Consider the following 17581-nt stretch of genomic DNA (forward strand, 5'->3'; position numbering starts at 1 on the left):
TTCCTTTAAGCTTTTATTATGCCATATTTATAATTATTTAACATATAAATTTGACGGTTAAATATAGTTATAAGATTTGCCTCTTTCCATTGGTTTGTGAAGAACCTCCCAATTTCATAAAAAAATTTACCCTTTAGAAAGTTATTCCGTAACTTCGTAACCGCAAAATTTTTCAGATAAACAAAAAATCTACGATATGAGTAAATACGATGTAATCGTTTTGGGTAGTGGTCCTGGTGGCTATGTTACTGCCATTCGCGCATCGCAACTCGGTTTTAAAACTGCTGTTGTTGAAAAAGAAAACCTTGGAGGTGTATGTTTAAACTGGGGATGTATCCCTACAAAAGCCCTTTTAAAATCGGCTCAAGTTTTTGAATATTTAAAACATGCTGACGATTACGGTATCAAGGTAAAAGATGTTGATAAAGATTTTGACGCCGTAGTAAAAAGGAGTCGGAATGTTGCTGATGGAATGAGCAAAGGAGTTCAATTCTTGATGAAGAAAAATAAAATTGATGTTCTTGAAGGTTTCGGAAAATTAAAATCTGGAAAGAAAATCGATGTAAAAGATAAAGATGGTAAAACTACCGAATATAGTGCAGACCATATTATTATTGCTACTGGCGCACGTTCTAGAGAATTACCAAGTCTTCCACAAGACGGGAAAAAAGTAATTGGCTACCGTGAAGCTATGACCTTACCTAAACAACCAAAGAAAATGATTGTGGTTGGTAGTGGAGCTATCGGAATTGAGTTTGCTTACTTTTACAACTCTATGGGAACCGAAGTTACTGTAGTAGAATACTTACCAAACATTGTTCCTGTTGAAGATGAAGACGTTTCTAAACAATTAGAACGTAGCTTTAAAAAAGCTGGAGTAAAAATTAAAACTTCTGCTGAAGTTACTAAAGTAGATACTTCTGGAAGTGGCGTAAAAGCTACAATTAAAACTAGCAAAGGAGAAGAAGTAATAGAAGCCGACATAGTATTATCTGCTGTAGGTATTAAAACAAATATCGAAAACATTGGATTAGAGGATGTAGGTATTGCTACCGACCGTGATAAAATCTTGGTTAACGATTATTACCAAACAAATATCCCAGGATATTATGCTATTGGTGATGTTACTCCTGGACAAGCATTGGCACACGTTGCTTCTGCTGAAGGAATTCTTTGTGTAGAAAAAATTGCTGGAATGCATGTAGAAGCTTTAGACTATGGAAATATTCCTGGTTGTACCTATGCTACCCCAGAAATTGCTTCTGTAGGATTAACTGAAAAACAAGCTAAGGAAAAAGGCTACGAACTTAAGATTGGTAAATTCCCTTTCTCAGCTAGTGGAAAAGCAAAAGCTTCTGGAACACCAGATGGTTTTGTAAAAGTTATTTTTGATGCAAAATATGGAGAATGGCTGGGCTGCCATATGATTGGAGCTGGAGTTACAGATATGATTGCTGAAGCGGTTGTTGCTAGAAAACTAGAAACTACTGGGCATGAAGTATTAAAAGCTGTTCACCCTCATCCAACTATGAGTGAGGCAGTAATGGAAGCAGTTGCCGATGCCTATGATGAAGTGATTCATTTATAATAAGAATATATTTTTTATTAAATCGCCATTTGAAAGTTTTCAAGTGGCGATTTTTTATTTCCTCTAAAGAGAAAATTAATCCCCTTCTACTACGCTTCTAGACATTAAAAGAAGTAACTCAATTTATGCCAATTTATACATTGAAGAATTGAACTACCCTTTCCCTAAAATCAAAACACATCAACGAAAACGTTGTAGCGTAAAATCGCAATTATAGAATAAATGTTAAATTATTTATGTAATACGTTGACTAGTAATTGCTAGGATTTTTCTTTATAAAAATGAGATTAAAATCTTTTTAATTAAGGATTTAATCTACATATATTTGCAACCAATTATTAAAATATAATGAATATGAAGAAATTATTTTTTTTGACTGTAGCTATGTTAGGTTTTATAACAACTACTTATGCACAAAAAATTAATTATGGTATTAAAGCTGGTACAAACTTTTCAAATATTAGTGGAGATACAGAAGTAGACAATTATAGAGTAGGTTTGTATGGAGGTCTTTTTGTTGAAGTTGGACTTACCGATAGAATCTCTATCCAACCAGAAGTTTTATATTCTTCTCAAGGAGCACATGAAACTTTTAAAACATTTGATGCTTCTGGAGTCTCTTCAGAAGAATATACATTAAGACTAGAGTACTTAAACGTTCCTGTTATGTTTAAATATAAAATTTACAATGGTTTAAATGTTCAAGTAGGTCCACAAGTTGGTTTTTTATTAAATGCAGATCAAAAAACTGAAGTTGGAAGTTATGGATATACGCTTTATGACGAAACAGAAAACATCAACGAATACATTACTGATGTAAACTTTGGAGTGAATTTTGGACTTGGTTATGAGTTTAACAACGGACTTTTCTTTGATGGACGTTACAATTTAGGTGCTATAAATATTGCGCAAGAGGATAATCTTTCTAAAGGAACAGAATTAAAAAATCATACTTTTCAAGTGGGAGTTGGTTACAAATTTTAATAAATCTATAAAACTTTTTTCAGCTTAATTAACACATTTTATTTATAGATTTTATTTATGCCTCGTAAGGATTCATCTTTACGGGGCATTTTGTTTATACGCTCTCATACATATAAATCGCAATACCAAAAAGAAGTATCCCATTTCAATTTGTCATCGGTTTGGAAACATTGATCTTCTTCATCTTCTGTAGATTGGTAGCTCCTTAAAACCTTTTCTCCAATTTTAAAATCTACTGGAGTTTTAAAAATAGGACCATCAAAAACAAACGTATGGAATTCGCCATTTTCACCACAAGGGTCTACTCCCCTTGGCAAATCTTCCAGAAACTGTTTATCTATAATCCTCCCCACAAAAGATTCATCAAGTAGTTTTGCATTTACACAAACTGTAATGGCTTTAAAACCTAAACTAATAAATTCTTCAAGAAGGTTCTTAGTATTTTCTTTCCATAGAGGAAATTCAGCTTGAATTCCAACTTCGTTTAATTTTTGCTCACGGTATTGTTTTAAATCTTCTAAAAAAATATCTCCAAAAACTGTGTGCGTAAATCCCTCAGACTTTAATTCATTCATGGCAGTTTTCATAGTTTCATCATAAGTAGCCATGGATACATTACCAGAAAGTGAAATTATTTTTAACGGAATTTCAATACTTTTTGCTTGCTTAAGCAGAAGCTCATTCCTAAGTCCGTGCATGGAAACTCGCTCCATATCAGAATTTACAGTAGTAACCAAAGCTGCAATATCAAATAATGGGTTTTGAAGGGTTTTATATAACGCTAAAGCACTGTCTTTTCCAGTACTCCAATTAAAATATGTTTTATTTGACATTGAATTATGATTGGTATAGAAAGTTACGATTTAAAAAAGATAAACAATTAAGAAAACTAGTCCTATTTTACATTCAAAAAGCTTTGTATTGCTAAGTCATAACTTTGCATTCCAAACCCAAGTATAACACCTTTAGCATTTGGAGATATGTACGATTGATGGCGGAACTCCTCTCTTCCAAAAGTATTGGAGATATGAACTTCTACAACAGGCGTAGTTATTCCTTTAATAGCATCTCCTATCCCGATGGAAGTATGCGTATATGCCCCAGCATTAAGAATTACTCCATCATAATCAAAGCCAACTTCATGCAATTTATTAATTAATTCGCCTTCTACGTTTGATTGATAATACTCAATAGTAATATTTTTAAATTTTTGCTGAAGTAAATTTAAATAGTCTTCAAAAGTTTGCGATCCATAAATTTCAGGTTCACGTTTACCAAGAAGATTTAAATTAGGCCCGTTGATGATGATAAGTTTCATACAAATATATTGACGTTAAATAGTTTATTTTCAGTTTTTTATAAAATTAAGTAAAGAATCACTACCGCTCATAAACCTTCCTTTATTCATTTCCTTTTGAGAGGGCAATTATTTTGTCCATAATAAATCCCTCAATGAGGGTTTGATTTATTAGTCTTTTCAGTAAAAGTAAAGAAATAATCATAAAAAAACGGAAGCAAAATACTCTCATATTTTTAACATACATTCTTTATACATTCATTAGAAAAAATACCCTACAGAAAACATCATGGTAACATTTCTAAGCTTACTATCTGGAACAATACTTGTAAGCTTACGTATATTCTATTATCAAACGTATACCCAATCCCAGAATTCAGTCCTATTTTTTTTATTTTGAATTTATTGTTGTCCGATAAAAGTTAACGGAATTTATTGAACTCCACTTATATCAAGGTTCAAATAGGGTTTTCAAAATAGACCCCTTGCTATTAATAAAAATAAATAAAAGGAGAATTTTTGAAATGTTATTTCTTTAAACCACTTATTTTATGATATTTAAGATTTAGTCTTTGTTCTTTTTTCTTGCAGCGAAGCGGTCTTGTATTTTTACTCGGACATTAATGTTTTGAATTATTAAATATGAATTATTTATTATTAATTTCACAGTATGAAATGGAGTCATTCACTTATAGATTATCAAAATTATTTAAGGATAGAAAGAGGGCTCTCCAAAAATTCTGTAGAGAACTATTGTTTAGATATTAAAAAATTAATTCGCTATTTAGAGCTTCACCAAATTGAAGTTTCTCCTATTAAAATTTCTTCACAAACACTACAAGATTTTATTTATCAAACGGCTAAGACAATAAATCCACGTTCTCAAGCACGACTCATATCTGGATTAAAAAGCTTTTTTAATTATTTAATTTTTGAAGATTACAGACCAGACAACCCAATGGAACTGATAGAATCTCCAAAAACTGGTCGTAAACTTCCAGACACGTTAGCAATTGAAGAAATAGATCAAATTATTGCAACCTTGGATTTAAGCACTCCAGAAGGCGAACGAAATCGAACCATGCTTGAAACGCTTTATAGTTGCGGACTTCGAGTTTCTGAACTTGTAACCCTCAAAATTTCTGATTTGTTTTTTGAAGAAGGTTTTATAAAAGTAAGCGGAAAAGGAGATAAGCAACGTTTTGTACCTGTAGCTCCTTCAACCATTAAATATATTACTATTTACATTTCTGAAATTAGGCCTCATGTAAATGTTCAAAAAAATTATGAAGACTTTGTTTTCCTCAATAGAAGAGGCAAAAATCTTACACGAGCTATGGTATTTACTGTTATTAAAAAGGCTACTGAAAAAGCAGGAATTAAAAAAAATATTAGTCCGCATACCTTCCGGCATTCTTTTGCCACCCATCTCTTACAAGGTGGTGCCGATTTACGTGCTATTCAACAAATGCTAGGTCATGAAAGTATAACAACTACAGAAGTATATATGCATTTGGACAGGAATGACCTTGCTAAGACTATTAAAAAACACCATCCGAGAAACGATTTTTAACTTTTTGTTATTGTAAATTCTGTAATATTATTGAGAACTTTATGTGTTGTTTGAAACAAATGAGAGTTCATCTCAATGTAAAGCCCTTTGATAAACATAGGCACGCATAGAAAACTTAAGCTTTAATAAGGGATTAGAAGTAGTTAGTATATAAAAAACTAAAAAATAAGCCATGAAATTTTACACATTAAAAAATGACCTTAATCTTCCTGCTATCGGACTTGGAACATGGAAGTCGGAACCTGGAAAAGTAGGCAATGCTGTTATAGAAGCTATTAAAGCTGGTTACCGCCATATAGATTGTGCTGCAGTTTATGGAAATGAAGCAGAAGTTGGGGAGGCACTTAAAACTGCATTTGCCCAAGGCTTGGTTGAAAGAGAAGATCTATGGATTACCTCTAAACTATGGAATAATGCACATGAAAGTGATAAAGTCCTTCCTGCATTACAAAAAACCTTGGCCGATTTACAGTTAAAGTATCTCGACTTATACCTTATACATTGGCCAGTTGCTTTTAAAGCTGATGTTGGTTTTGCTAGCAAAGCAGATGAGTTTTTAAGTCCTGAAGAAGCTCCTATAATAAATACATGGAAAAAGATGGAAGAAGCCTACAACAAAGGGCTTGTAAAAAGTATTGGAGTTTCAAATTTCAGCTTAAAAAAATTAAAAGATCTTTTAGTAGATGCTACTCATCCCCCAGAAGTAAACCAAGTAGAATTACACCCTTTATTACAACAAAAAGAGCTTTTAGAGTTTTGCGATACTAATTCCATTATCTTAACTGGTTATTCTCCGTTAGGCTCTGGAGACCGATCTCAAGACATGAAAAAAGAAGACGAACCTAGTTTGTTGGAAAATAAAGTTATTACAGAAATAGCTAAAAAACATAATTGCTCTCCTGCGCAAGTATTGTTAGCATGGCATCTTAGTTGTGGAACAGCTGTGATTCCTAAATCGACTAACCCAAAAAGAATAAAAGAAAATTTAGAAAGCTATGATGTTTCTTTAACCAATGAAGACCTTTTAAAAATTAAATCTTTAGATAAAGGTTACCGTTATGTAGATGCTAAGTTTTTTGAAGTTCCTGGCGGTCCTTATAAAAATATCTATGATGAATAAACTTCGACAAGCTCAGTTTGACAGACTTCTTTGACAAGTTCAGTTCGACAAGTTTTACAAGCTTAATTTGACAGCCTCTATTTGACAAACTCGGTTTTACAAGCTTAATTTGACAGACTCCTTTGTCAAGACTAATTTTATAAGCTTAGTTTTGACTTCTACAAATTATTTTTTAGACAGCCACTTATAATTTATGACATTTCTATATCCTTAGGTTTATTGTCTAGCTCACGCAACAATGCTGCACGTTGTTTTTTGTAAGGTCTAATAATTAAACGAGCTTCTCTATCAAAACGGATGTAATTATACACCCAATTTGTAAAAACTACTACTCTATTTCTAAAACCTATCAGAAAAAATAAATGAACAAACATCCAAACAAACCAAGCAAACATTCCTTGGAACTTATATTTTGGCATGTCTACCACTGCTTTATTCCTACCAACAGTTGCCATGGTTCCTTTATCTTTGTAGGTAAAAGGCTTCATGGATTTATTTGCTTCTATAAAATTTACTAGATTCTCTCCTAGATGTTTTCCTTGCTGAATTGCTACTTGTGCTACCATAGGATGTCCATGCGGATAGGCTTCAGAAGTCATACATGCCACATCTCCAATAGCAAAAATAGTATCGTACCCTTCCACTTTATTAAAATTATTTACTTTAAACCGATTGCTAAATGTTATACAATCTTTAGCATCTATTCCTTTAACAGTTTCCCCTTTAACACCAGCTGCCCATATAAGGGTTGCGGTATTAAAATTTAAATCGGTATTTGTTGTTACAAGGTCTCCATCATATCCAGTAACGCGTGTATTTTTCCAAATATTAACTCCTAATTCTTCTAAATAATCTTCAGCTTTTTTAGAAGCTTGACTACTCATTCCTTTTAGAATCATATCGCCAGATTGAACAATATTAATCTGCGCCCTTCTCGTGTCGAGGTCTGGATAATCTTTTGGTAGAATTCCTCTTTTTATTTCGGCTAAAGCTCCTGCTAGTTCAACTCCTGTAGGACCAGCGCCCACTATAACAAAATTCATTAAGGCATCTTGTCGGTCTATGCTATCTGTAAGTAAAGCCTCTTCAAAATTTTCAAGAATTAAACTTCTTAGATTTAATGCTTCAGGAACTGTTTTCATAATCATACTATTGGCTTCAATCTCTTTATTTCCGAAGAAATTTGTAGAAGAACCCGTTGCCAATACCAAATAATTATATTTAAGCGGACCAATATCGGTATGAATTGTATTTTCTGCTGCGTCTACAGTTTCAACATTTGCCAATCGGAAATAAAAATTAGGGTATTTAGAAAGAATCTTCCGAATTGGATACGCTATAGAATCTGGCTCTAAACCGCCAGTAGAGACTTGATATAATAAAGGTTGAAACGTATGGTAATTATGTTTGTCTAGAAGTACTACCTGCATTTCCTGCTTTGCTAGTTTTTTTGCTAAAGCAACACCTCCAAAACCTCCGCCAATAATAACTACTCTTGGGTAGCTAGTTTGTGGTATATTCATATACAATTGTTTATAAAACGCAATCAAACTTTCTTCTTATCTCCTACAAAATGCATGAAATTATCTTACATTTCAGTTGAAAATCAAAAAGCTTGAATGAGTTGATTCTCAAATTTAAAGTTATTCTTTGAGAAAAATGAATCTGTTAGCGCTTTTTAAAAGCGAATATTAATCTTTCTAAGATAAACTTGTAACAAACTAGTATCTTTAGCTACTAATAATACACTAACTAATCCCTTTGTGACGAAAGAGCTTGAACATAAATTTATTATTGAACTTGAGGAAAATCAGAATATCGTACATAAAATATGTAAGATTTATACTGATAATACTGATGCTCACAACGATTTATTTCAGGAGATAACCATACAGTTATGGAAGGCATATCCAAAATTTAGAGGCGATGCTAAGTTTAGCACATGGATGTACAGAATTGCACTTAACACAGCTATTACGCTTTACCGAAAATCAAAACGGCAAATCCGAACACAAGATTTTGACTCGGTATTATATAAAGTAAAAGCCACAACTTATGATGATACAGAAGAACAACAGCTTAAATTAATGTACGACGCTATTAAGCAATTAAACGACATTGAAAAAGCATTAGTGTTTTTGTATTTAGAAGATAAAAATTACAAAGAAATATCGGACACCATAGGTATTTCTGAAGTCAATGCAAGAGTGAAGATGAATAGAGTTAAAACAAAACTTAAAAATATTTTAAACCCCTAATGGACGAATTAGAATTTTTAAAAAAAGACTGGCAGAAAAAGGAAAAAGAGCTCCCTAAGCTTTCCTATGAAACTATATATGCCATGATGTTGAAGAAATCTTCATCATCTATAAAATGGATTTTCTATATCAGTTTAATAGAGTTAGGCTTCGGTATTCTAGTTGGTATATTTTATCATCCTTCTTTTGAAAAAGGAATTCCTTTGCCTTCAATAATAGACTATGTTACATATAGCTCTATGCTCGTTACCCTATATTTTATCTTTCGTTTTTATAAAAATTACAAAAGAGTTTCTACAACTTCTACGGTTAAAGGCTTATTAGAAAGTATTATAAAAGCCCGTAGAACTGTTCGTCAATATATCATTTTTAACCTAACTTTTGCAGGAGTTTTAATGATAACTTGTATTATTTATATTTATGTAATGCAGCAAGGAGGATGGAATTCTTTTGTTGCCAATGCGGACATAAAAGATTACTTAATAATTTTTGGAGTTTCCATTATTAGCACCGTAATTATTATTGGATTTTTCTTAGGAATCTACTATTTACTTTATGGAATTTTAATGAGAAGGTTAAAAAGAAACTATAACGAACTCAAAAAAATGGAAGTTTAATTATGAAATAAGCAAAGAGAATCTAATTTGATAATTATTATACTTTAGAAGCGAAAATGTGGCTATCTAAAAAGCATTTTTCAGTTATCAAACCAAGCTTATCGAAGTTTTAAACAACTAACACACAAAACCATCCTTCAGCAAGAGCTAGCATAGGAACTCTGGTTAGCTAAGGAAAGTTATAAAACCCAAAAAAACCTACAAAATTGTAAGGTTTTAAAGCATGTTTTTAATTCTATAAAGCTTCTACATAAATAATCTACTTACTCGGGGCGAGCATAGGAAATATTCAAAGCAAACAAATTTAACTCATTTCGATACAGAGTCCTTTGGTAAACTAAGGACAGACTTTTGGGAAATTAGCCCCTTATGAAGATTAAAATACTAAATACCCGCTACTGAGTAAATTACAACAAAAACAAGTGTAAGTAGGATAAACCATACTCAATATGTAAAAAAATAAATCTTTCTAGATAACTTGTTACTTTTTCAGGTTGTATTTAACATCAGAATAATACAAACTAATTATTTTTTATATTAAATTTGAGGTTGATACAAGTCCCCGAATGAATTACCGACTATTTATAACATTATTTTGTTTATTAATTTGCTCTGTCAGTTTTTGTCAGAAGCAAAATATAGATAGTCTATATAAAATAGTTGCGCAACAAAAAAAACTTCCTTTAGCGCAAAAAAAAGATACATCCTACATAAATCTTCTTAACAGATATGTACTTAGCAACTATTATATTAGCAATGATACTATAAAACATTATGCAGAAGAAAGCTTAAAATTATCTGAGGCTATTGATTATAAAAGTGGAGAAATTGAATCTTTAATAAATTTAGGATTTTATGAAAGTGAAATCGGAAATTATAAAGAAGCTATTAAGTATGCGGAGCGAGCCCTTGAAAAAGCTATGGCTTTAAATCAGCTTAAAAATATACTAATAGCATACAGTAATTTAGCTACTTTTTATGAATATTCTGGAGATATAAAAAAATCTGTTGAAGCTAGTTTAAAAGGAATAAGCATGGGTGAGAATGAGGCTAAAAAAACAGAAACTGAACTTTTATATTTAGGTTTGATATATGAAAATTTAGGCATCACATATGGAATGCAGCAAGAGTTTAAAAAGGCTCTAGATTTTTTATACAAAGCACAAGAAATAAACAAACATACAAATAGTGAATTAGCAAGTGCACAAACGTTAAGTAATATTGCTAGCTTTCAGTTAAAAACCAAAGAATATCGAAAAGGTATAGAAAACATAGAAAAATCTATTCTTACTTTTAAGGAGTTGGGATTTGGAGATTGGTTGGCATATGCATTAAAAGTAAAAGGACAATTATATGTTGAAATAAATAAATACGAAGAAGCACTAGATATATTTATGCAATCGCTTTCTTTATACGAAAAAATTGAAGACAAGAGAGAGAAAACATCTTTGTTAAATGGAATTGCCAAGACCTACAATGGGATGCAAGAATATGATCTTGCAAAAATTTATGCTGAAGAAGGACTAAAATCTGCTAAAGAATTAAATTCTTTTGAAGATATTAAAGAGTGTTCCGAAACTCTTTATAAAGTATATAAAAGAAAGCTAGATTTTGAGCATGCATTATTTTATTACGAGCAATTTAAAAGTTACAATGACAGTATTTTTAACAATGAAAACACAAAGAGTATAGCTGCTCATGAAGCTCAAATGTCTTTCATTGCTATGGAAAATGAATTGAGATTAGACAATCAAAAGCAGCATAATAAACAACGCCTCTTTATGTATCTCTCCACAGGCGGGGTAATTATTTTATTAACCGTACTTTTCTTTACCCAGAGAAGTAGAAAAGTAGAGCGAAAATTAAATGGGTTACTGGCAAATAAGAATCACGAACTCAAAAAGAGAGAACAAGAGCTTCAGAGTCTCAATGAAACTAAGAATAAATTCTTTTCTGTAATTGCACACGATTTACGGGCTCCTATAGCCTCTCTAAACTCGCTTATTGATTTATTAAAAGACAATCAGATATCGCCGAAAGATTTTATGCAATTTGCTCCTAAACTAAGCGAGCAGGTAAAAAGCGTCTCTTTTACATTAAATAATTTATTGGTATGGGGACAAGCACAGATGAAAGGTGCTATTTCCAATCCTGTAGAAAGTAAATTGGGGGCTTTTGCAAAAGATTCCAGTTCATTATTAAAAGGATTGGCACATAAAAAAGATATTACTATTAATAATAAAATACCTGATGAAGCTAAAGTTTTTGTGGACGAAGATCAGGTAAATATGGTCTTTAGAAACCTTATTAATAACGCTATTAAATTTACACCTACAAATGGCATTATAGAGGTTTTAGCAACAGAAAATGATAGTTTTTGGCAAGTAGAAGTCAGAGATAGTGGTGTTGGGATCTCTCAAGAAGAAATAGACAGTATCTTATCCAATAAAACACAATTCAACTCTACCTACGGAACCGATAATGAAAAAGGAACCGGATTAGGACTTAATCTTTGTAAGGAAATGATTAAGAAGAATAAGGGCAAATTATGGATTGAATCTACAGTAAACAAAGGAACCAGCTTCTTTTTTACACTTCCTAAATTAAGTTAGTTTTTAGTAGGTTTAGGGTTTAGGGCACACTAAAAATTCTCAAAAAAATACAAAATGAACACTGAATACATTGTACTAAATACTGCTTACTACACTATTATTTTAAATGTTAAGTGTTGAATTTTGAATGATAAACCTGCCTACTGAACACCCTGCAAAATAACGTATGTTCGACATATGAATTATGAATATAAAAGAAAACTGACCTATTTAAAAAGTATTAAAAATCAAGGAAGCTGTATGGAATTATAGATAAAAAGCTGTCTGAGCGTAGCGAGTTCTTTTTATCTGTGGAGGGTGTTTCCGTAGATTTTCTCATACTTTAATCAGTCTTGACTTTTTTGTTTCGTTTTTGTGTCAAGACAAAAATGAAAATGTTGAATTATAAATGCAAAATTTTGAATGAAACTATATTGAAAAACTGAGCACTGCATACTGAGCACTGATTACTGAATCCTAAACACTGCACAGCTAATTCTTAATAACTCGACTACTTAAAATAGTACGTTCTTTGAGGAGGAGTAATATTAGGATGATAACTTACTCTTATCAAAAACTGTTTTCAATTTTACATCAAAGCTTTCATATATAGAATTCTGACTTTTATACTCAGGTACTAACTTTTTCATTGCTATAATCATAGAGTCTATTCTATTATTACGTGCATTAGAGACAATACTTGATATGCTTTCATCAACTAAGTTATAATTATCGGTATAAACCTTACCTATCATTATTTTTTCATGATGAGTCTGCATCGTTCTTTCTTTATCACTCAGAAGCTCTTCGAATAACTTTTCTCCTGGGCGTAGCCCCGTAATTTTAATTTTAATTTCCTTATCAGGGGTATAGCCAGCAAGTCGTATCATTTTCTTAGCTAAATCCAAAATCTTAACAGGATCTCCCATATCAAATAAAAAAATCTCTCCTCCTCTTCCCATTCTTCCAGCTTCTATTACCAACTGACAAGCTTCTGGGATAGTCATAAAATATCTAATAATTTCAGGGTGAGTAATTGTTACTGGACCACCTTTAGATATTTGCTCTTTAAACAAAGGAACTACAGAACCATTAGATCCTAAAACATTTCCAAAACGAGTAGTTATAAATTTTGTGCACTCAGGATTTTCTCTTTGTGCTTTATAATATAAAGATTGCACATACATTTCTGCAATCCTCTTAGATGCACCCATAATATTTGTTGGATTAACCGCCTTATCTGTAGAGATCATAACAAACTTTTCTGCTTGAAACTTTAAAGCAAGATCTGCTAAATGCTTCGTCCCTTCTATATTAACTAGAGCTGCTTCTGTAGGATTATTTTCAATAAGTGGCACATGTTTATATGCTGCTGCATGAAAAATTACATGAGGACGACAGCTTTTAAAAAAGCATGTAATTCTATCCTTATTACGAATATCTGCTAATACTACCTCTAATTTTAAATTTGGATGCTTATTAGCAAGTTCAAGGTGAACACTATGTAACGGTGTCTCTGCTTGATCTAATACATATAATTTTTCTGGATTAAAAAGAGCTATCTGTCTTGCAATTTCACTTCCAATAGACCCTGCTCCTCCAGTAATTAAAACTCGCTTGCCCTCAATATCTTTTAAAATTGAAGAGATATTTAAGTTAATTGCTTTTCTTGGCAATAAATCTTCTATTTGAATTGCTTCAATTTTACTGGAAACTTTTTCATCCTCAACATCAGAAACTAACGGAGCCATAAAGACACTCATATTGTTCTGAATACAATCTTCAACAATCTTATTTTTCTTTTTTAAAGAAATCGAATTATCTGTTAAAATGACACCTTGTGCTTTGTGAAATCTCATTAACACAGAGATACGTTTACTCAAATAGATTATAGGCTCCCCTAAAATTCTTTTATTTGTATTTTTCTTCTCATCTGTAATAAAACCCACTACATGAAATCTAGATGGACTTTCAGATTTTAATGCACTCGCAACAGATACTGCATTAGAATTAATACCATATATTAACACCTTAATGGAGTCCTTTTCTCTTATTGACTTAATAAAAAACTCAAAAAATTGTTTAGTTGCTATTCTAAATACAAATAATAATGAAAATGAAATTAAAAAATAAAGAATGAGAAAGGAACGAGGCATTAAATAAGCATTGGTTTTAAAATAAAAACCATAATTAACTGCCATTACTACTATAAAAGTAAAAATTGCAGCTAATAGAATTCTTATTGCATCTATAAATCCTGAATGTCTAATTAACCCTGCATAGGTTCTAAATATGATAAATGCAGAACTATTTACAATTAAGACGGTTAAAACTATTAGATTTAAATTGGATTGAATCTGAGTTAAAGGTTTATCCATCTGTGCAACGAGCATTGATAACACAAGTGCAACCAAGCATATACACACATCAATAAAAAACACTCCCCATCTGGGTAAAAAACCTAATTTAGATAAGTCTAGCTTATCTTTAATATTATAAGACATAATAAACCACAATTACGTGCTACGAATATACAACTTTTTCTACAACTCTCTGTATTCTTTCTCTTTCGTTATTAGTTAAGTTGGAATACAATAGTTATTGCTTTCGAATTCTATCTCCTTGCCCTTTTCCACTTACTGTAGCAAAAATATATTTAAAATAATTTGTTATCGTTAAACTTTTAAGCATCTCAGCATCTTTTTCTGCTAATACTTTTGGTGTAGACATATCAATTTTATTGATTTGGGAAAGACCTGTTATACCTGGAACCACATTATAAACTCCTCTTTTATCTCGCTCTTCTATTAATTCAACTTGATTAAATAAATTTGGTCGTGGTCCTACTAAACTCATATCTCCAATCAAAACATTAATTAATTGGGGAAGCTCATCTAGCTTAGATTTTCTTAGAAAACTACCAAACTTTGTAACTGATGACTGATTTGATAAATGGGTAGCAACCGATTTAGTATTCACATGCATTGTTCTAAATTTAATTAGTTTAAAAGGTTTTTTGAACCTCCCTACCCTTTCTTGTACAAAAATAGGAGAACCAGTATCTAAGAAGCCTATAAGATAAAGAATTAACAATATTGGAAAAAGAAACAGTAAGCCTAGAAATGCAAAGAAGAAGTCGAATATACGGGTCATAAAATAAGTATTATTACATTAAAATTTTTTGAGAATTTATTTTTCTCTTTTGAGAATTTTTAATGATTTTAATTCAATCCACTTGATTGTATTAAAAAACCAACTGTTATCAAGTAGTTCTTAGTATTAAGAAAAAAGTTTGAAAATAAAAACATAATTAAATCAAAAATTAGTTTAATCATTATAATTCAACATTAACTTATCAACAACCTTACTAGGAGTCCAATTCAATTCCTTTTTAGCTCTTGAACAGTCAAAAGTTAAGTCATTTGACATTTTTTTAATTTTGTTTGAATTTATAGGCAATATGGTTAATTTATCACCTATGAGTCCCAAATATTTAATCCCCCACGAAGGAAGGTTCAACACATTTTTCTTACCTAATTGTTTTGTAATAACGGCTTCTAACTCGTGAAATGTTGGGTCATAATCGTCTGTTAAATTATATATACCAGATTTCTCAAAATTATCGCCAATGAATTTAGCAATATCAGCTACCATTACCATACTTCTTCTTGCTCTACCTTTATTAACACTAAAGTAATAACCTTTTTTTATAGCTTTAATCATGGCTCCTAAATTCCCAGGTGGGTTATCTCCTACTATTAAGGGAAGTCTTAAAATTAATAAAGGAATTTTCTTTTTTTTAGACCATTTTCTAGTTATCTCCTCCGCTTCAATTTTACTCATAGCGTAGGGTGTGTCACCATTTAGAGGATAATTTTCTTTGATATTAGTCCCAGTTTCGAGACCATAAACTGCTACTGTACTAATAAATATAAATGACTTTATTTTTTTACCCTCTAGTGCTTTTAGTAAGTTTTTAGTACCAGTTACATTGATATCAAAAAATTCTAACTTTTGCTCTTCTGTTTTTGGAACTATATGAGCTTTACCAGCTGCGTGAATAACATAATCAATATCATTATCTAATTTTGGGCATTCACTTTTTAAATCTGATTTTATATCTGAATTTGTTCGGCTTAGACCTATAACAGAATGGTGTTTTTGTAAAAATTCTGAAATATTTCGTCCAAAAAAGCCGCTAGAGCCTGTTATTAAAATTTTGGCCATATTTAAGTTTCTTAAGATTAAGAATAAAATTCCCAATACTTTCCTTATTTTATATTTTTAAAAATTAACTTAGCAAAAAATTATATCCGTCAAGCAAGATAATAAACTATATAGTATTATTATTCACTTTTATTAAAACATCTAGCATTTTATTAGCTAAATATTTTTTATCAAAATATTTTTTTGCTACGATATATCCATTATACCCCATTAATCTACCTTCCTTAGGGTTATCTTTTAACCAAATTAGTTTATTTGCTAGTTGTTGTGGATCATTTGGGTCTAAAGTAAATCCTACAGAATTTTCTTCAATAAAGTTTTTCATCCAACCATTTGTGTTCTGAATTACTGGAACACCAGCAGCTAAAGATTCAAAAAATTTATTAGGTGACGAAGTATCTAAAACGGGGGAATCTTTAAGTGGAACTAGGGATACGAAAGAATTCTGAACATAAGATACTAAATCACTTTTAGGCATAAGATTCAGTCTAATGAAGTTTTCCACACCCTCATTCTTGGCTAATTCTTCAAGTTCCTCTCTCTGCTGCCCCTCTCCTATTAACAATATTTTAACATCACTCCTTTTCATTTTCTTTAATTCTTTAGCTGCGTTGTATAACCAATATGAGTTATTAACCATTCCTATATTTCCAGTATAAATAGCATATGTTTTAGAAGTTATTTTTTTTTCATCAAAACTCATTTTTGCCGAAAAAAGATCAATGTTTGCTGCATTGGTAACATCTATTATATTGTTGATGCTAAATCTATTCTTTATGTTTTCTGTCATACCCGGTGAGAGAGTTACAATGTAGTTCGATGAAACATAACATGTTCTTTCAAACCAATATCCTACTCTTTTTAATAATCCATTATTAATAATGCCTAACTCTATTGCACCTTCTGGCCACAAATCCCTAACCTCAAATATTAGTTTTCTTCCTCGAAAAAATTTAGCTATCAATCCTGGTATACCCATTGTAATTGGCCCAGATGAAGCTATTACAATATCTGCAGGTAATATAAGAGCGTATAATGATGATAATAAACTATATTGAATAAACGACCAAATCCTTTTTAATTTAGATTGTCTGTTATCTATATCTATGTTAAGAATTTTTATATGAATTCCATCAATATTTTGATCATCAACAAATTTATCAGTTTTTATATCTGATTTATTATATATAGCGGTTACAACGGTCACTTCATGCCCCTGTTCTATCCATTCTTTTGCAAATTCATAGACTCGTGTTCCCCAAGCCCCATTTGGCGTAGAGAAATATTGATAAAAATATAAAATTTTCATTCAGTTATATTTTTTTA

At 31.2% G+C, this 17581-nt stretch carries 14 protein-coding genes; 7 read left to right on the top strand and 7 right to left on the bottom strand.

Features of this window, described 5'->3' with window-relative positions; genetic code table 11:
- Positions 1 to 196 precede the first annotated feature (196 nt).
- Together lpdA and JOOMADRAFT_RS09790 are read left to right on the top strand one after the other, a co-directional pair.
- Positions 197 to 1588 carry a dihydrolipoyl dehydrogenase gene (gene lpdA, locus JOOMADRAFT_RS09785; RefSeq protein ID WP_008612908.1) on the top strand — a complete coding sequence of 464 codons (1392 nt, stop codon included), beginning with the start codon at positions 197 to 199 and terminating at the stop codon, positions 1586 to 1588.
- 354 nt (positions 1589 to 1942) lie between these two features.
- Positions 1943 to 2572 carry a porin family protein gene (locus JOOMADRAFT_RS09790; protein WP_008612909.1) on the top strand — a complete coding sequence of 210 codons (630 nt, stop codon included), beginning with the start codon at positions 1943 to 1945 and terminating at the stop codon, positions 2570 to 2572.
- A 104-nt stretch (positions 2573 to 2676) separates the two neighbouring features.
- On the opposite strand, the gene JOOMADRAFT_RS09795 is transcribed toward JOOMADRAFT_RS09790, so the two are convergent.
- Both JOOMADRAFT_RS09795 and aroQ read right to left on the bottom strand, forming a co-directional pair.
- The gene (locus JOOMADRAFT_RS09795; protein WP_008612911.1) at positions 2677 to 3405 is read right to left on the bottom strand and encodes a Dph6-related ATP pyrophosphatase; all 729 of its coding nucleotides are present in this window, start codon (positions 3403 to 3405) and stop codon (positions 2677 to 2679) included.
- Between the two features lie 62 nt (positions 3406 to 3467).
- Complete coding sequence (gene aroQ, locus JOOMADRAFT_RS09800) at positions 3468 to 3890, bottom strand: type II 3-dehydroquinate dehydratase (RefSeq protein WP_008612913.1); 423 nt, start codon at positions 3888 to 3890, stop codon at positions 3468 to 3470.
- 649 nt (positions 3891 to 4539) lie between these two features.
- Between aroQ and xerD the strand changes: the two genes are divergently transcribed.
- Positions 4540 to 5442, top strand: coding sequence for a site-specific tyrosine recombinase XerD (xerD, locus tag JOOMADRAFT_RS09805; protein WP_008612915.1), 903 nt, complete (start codon positions 4540 to 4542; stop codon positions 5440 to 5442).
- A gap of 172 nt (positions 5443 to 5614) precedes the next feature.
- Positions 5615 to 6562 carry an aldo/keto reductase gene (locus JOOMADRAFT_RS09810; protein WP_008612916.1) on the top strand — a complete coding sequence of 316 codons (948 nt, stop codon included), beginning with the start codon at positions 5615 to 5617 and terminating at the stop codon, positions 6560 to 6562.
- Between the two features lie 191 nt (positions 6563 to 6753).
- Here the strand turns inward: JOOMADRAFT_RS09810 and JOOMADRAFT_RS09815 are convergent, their stop codons facing one another.
- Entirely contained in the window at positions 6754 to 8085 is a 1332-nt protein-coding gene (locus JOOMADRAFT_RS09815) for an NAD(P)/FAD-dependent oxidoreductase (protein ID WP_008612917.1), read from the bottom strand.
- 240 nt (positions 8086 to 8325) lie between these two features.
- Between JOOMADRAFT_RS09815 and JOOMADRAFT_RS09820 the strand changes: the two genes are divergently transcribed.
- The 3 genes from JOOMADRAFT_RS09820 to JOOMADRAFT_RS09830 all read left to right on the top strand — a co-directional run bounded on the left by JOOMADRAFT_RS09820 (position 8326) and on the right by JOOMADRAFT_RS09830 (position 12049).
- On the top strand, positions 8326 to 8820 hold the full coding sequence (locus JOOMADRAFT_RS09820; RefSeq protein WP_008612918.1) for an RNA polymerase sigma factor: 495 nt from the start codon (positions 8326 to 8328) through the stop codon (positions 8818 to 8820).
- Positions 8820 to 9437, top strand: coding sequence for a hypothetical protein (locus tag JOOMADRAFT_RS09825; protein WP_008612919.1), 618 nt, complete (start codon positions 8820 to 8822; stop codon positions 9435 to 9437). The genes JOOMADRAFT_RS09820 and JOOMADRAFT_RS09825 overlap by 1 nt, the downstream gene beginning before the upstream one ends.
- A 566-nt stretch (positions 9438 to 10003) precedes the next feature.
- Positions 10004 to 12049 (top strand): tetratricopeptide repeat-containing sensor histidine kinase, encoded by a 2046-nt coding sequence (locus JOOMADRAFT_RS09830; RefSeq protein WP_008612920.1) that lies wholly within the window; start codon positions 10004 to 10006, stop codon positions 12047 to 12049.
- Between the two features lie 527 nt (positions 12050 to 12576).
- Here the strand turns inward: JOOMADRAFT_RS09830 and JOOMADRAFT_RS09835 are convergent.
- The 4 genes from JOOMADRAFT_RS09835 to JOOMADRAFT_RS09850 all read right to left on the bottom strand — a co-directional run bounded on the left by JOOMADRAFT_RS09835 (position 12577) and on the right by JOOMADRAFT_RS09850 (position 17564).
- On the bottom strand, positions 12577 to 14532 hold the full coding sequence (locus JOOMADRAFT_RS09835; RefSeq protein ID WP_008612921.1) for a polysaccharide biosynthesis protein: 1956 nt from the start codon (positions 14530 to 14532) through the stop codon (positions 12577 to 12579).
- Positions 14533 to 14626: 94 nt separating this feature from the next.
- On the bottom strand, positions 14627 to 15181 hold the full coding sequence (locus JOOMADRAFT_RS09840) for a sugar transferase (protein ID WP_008612922.1): 555 nt from the start codon (positions 15179 to 15181) through the stop codon (positions 14627 to 14629).
- Between the two features lie 174 nt (positions 15182 to 15355).
- Positions 15356 to 16255 (bottom strand): NAD-dependent epimerase/dehydratase family protein, encoded by a 900-nt coding sequence (locus tag JOOMADRAFT_RS09845; protein WP_040879664.1) that lies wholly within the window; start codon positions 16253 to 16255, stop codon positions 15356 to 15358.
- Between the two features lie 106 nt (positions 16256 to 16361).
- Positions 16362 to 17564, bottom strand: coding sequence for a glycosyltransferase family 4 protein (locus tag JOOMADRAFT_RS09850; RefSeq protein ID WP_008612930.1), 1203 nt, complete (start codon positions 17562 to 17564; stop codon positions 16362 to 16364).
- Between the last annotated feature and the right edge of the window lie 17 nt (positions 17565 to 17581).

This window comes from Galbibacter orientalis DSM 19592 (genome assembly GCF_000260115.1).
Lineage (GTDB): Bacteria > Bacteroidota > Bacteroidia > Flavobacteriales > Flavobacteriaceae > Galbibacter > Galbibacter orientalis.

What these genes read in the sequence shown, in the direction of transcription:
- JOOMADRAFT_RS09850 (WP_008612930.1), bottom strand. Translation starts at nt 17,564, where the DNA reads ATGAAAATTTTATATTTTTATCAATATTTCTCTACGCCAAATGGGGCT.
- JOOMADRAFT_RS09840 (WP_008612922.1), bottom strand. Translation starts at nt 15,181, where the DNA reads ATGACCCGTATATTCGACTTCTTCTTTGCATTTCTAGGCTTACTGTTT.
- aroQ (WP_008612913.1), bottom strand. Translation starts at nt 3,890, where the DNA reads ATGAAACTTATCATCATCAACGGGCCTAATTTAAATCTTCTTGGTAAA.
- JOOMADRAFT_RS09825 (WP_008612919.1), top strand. Translation starts at nt 8,820, where the DNA reads ATGGACGAATTAGAATTTTTAAAAAAAGACTGGCAGAAAAAGGAAAAA.
- JOOMADRAFT_RS09795 (WP_008612911.1), bottom strand. Translation starts at nt 3,405, where the DNA reads ATGTCAAATAAAACATATTTTAATTGGAGTACTGGAAAAGACAGTGCT.
- JOOMADRAFT_RS09845 (WP_040879664.1), bottom strand. Translation starts at nt 16,255, where the DNA reads ATGGCCAAAATTTTAATAACAGGCTCTAGCGGCTTTTTTGGACGAAAT.
- xerD (WP_008612915.1), top strand. Translation starts at nt 4,540, where the DNA reads ATGAAATGGAGTCATTCACTTATAGATTATCAAAATTATTTAAGGATA.
- JOOMADRAFT_RS09790 (WP_008612909.1), top strand. Translation starts at nt 1,943, where the DNA reads ATGAAGAAATTATTTTTTTTGACTGTAGCTATGTTAGGTTTTATAACA.
- JOOMADRAFT_RS09815 (WP_008612917.1), bottom strand. Translation starts at nt 8,085, where the DNA reads ATGAATATACCACAAACTAGCTACCCAAGAGTAGTTATTATTGGCGGA.
- JOOMADRAFT_RS09830 (WP_008612920.1), top strand. Translation starts at nt 10,004, where the DNA reads ATGAATTACCGACTATTTATAACATTATTTTGTTTATTAATTTGCTCT.
- JOOMADRAFT_RS09835 (WP_008612921.1), bottom strand. Translation starts at nt 14,532, where the DNA reads ATGTCTTATAATATTAAAGATAAGCTAGACTTATCTAAATTAGGTTTT.
- lpdA (WP_008612908.1), top strand. Translation starts at nt 197, where the DNA reads ATGAGTAAATACGATGTAATCGTTTTGGGTAGTGGTCCTGGTGGCTAT.
- JOOMADRAFT_RS09810 (WP_008612916.1), top strand. Translation starts at nt 5,615, where the DNA reads ATGAAATTTTACACATTAAAAAATGACCTTAATCTTCCTGCTATCGGA.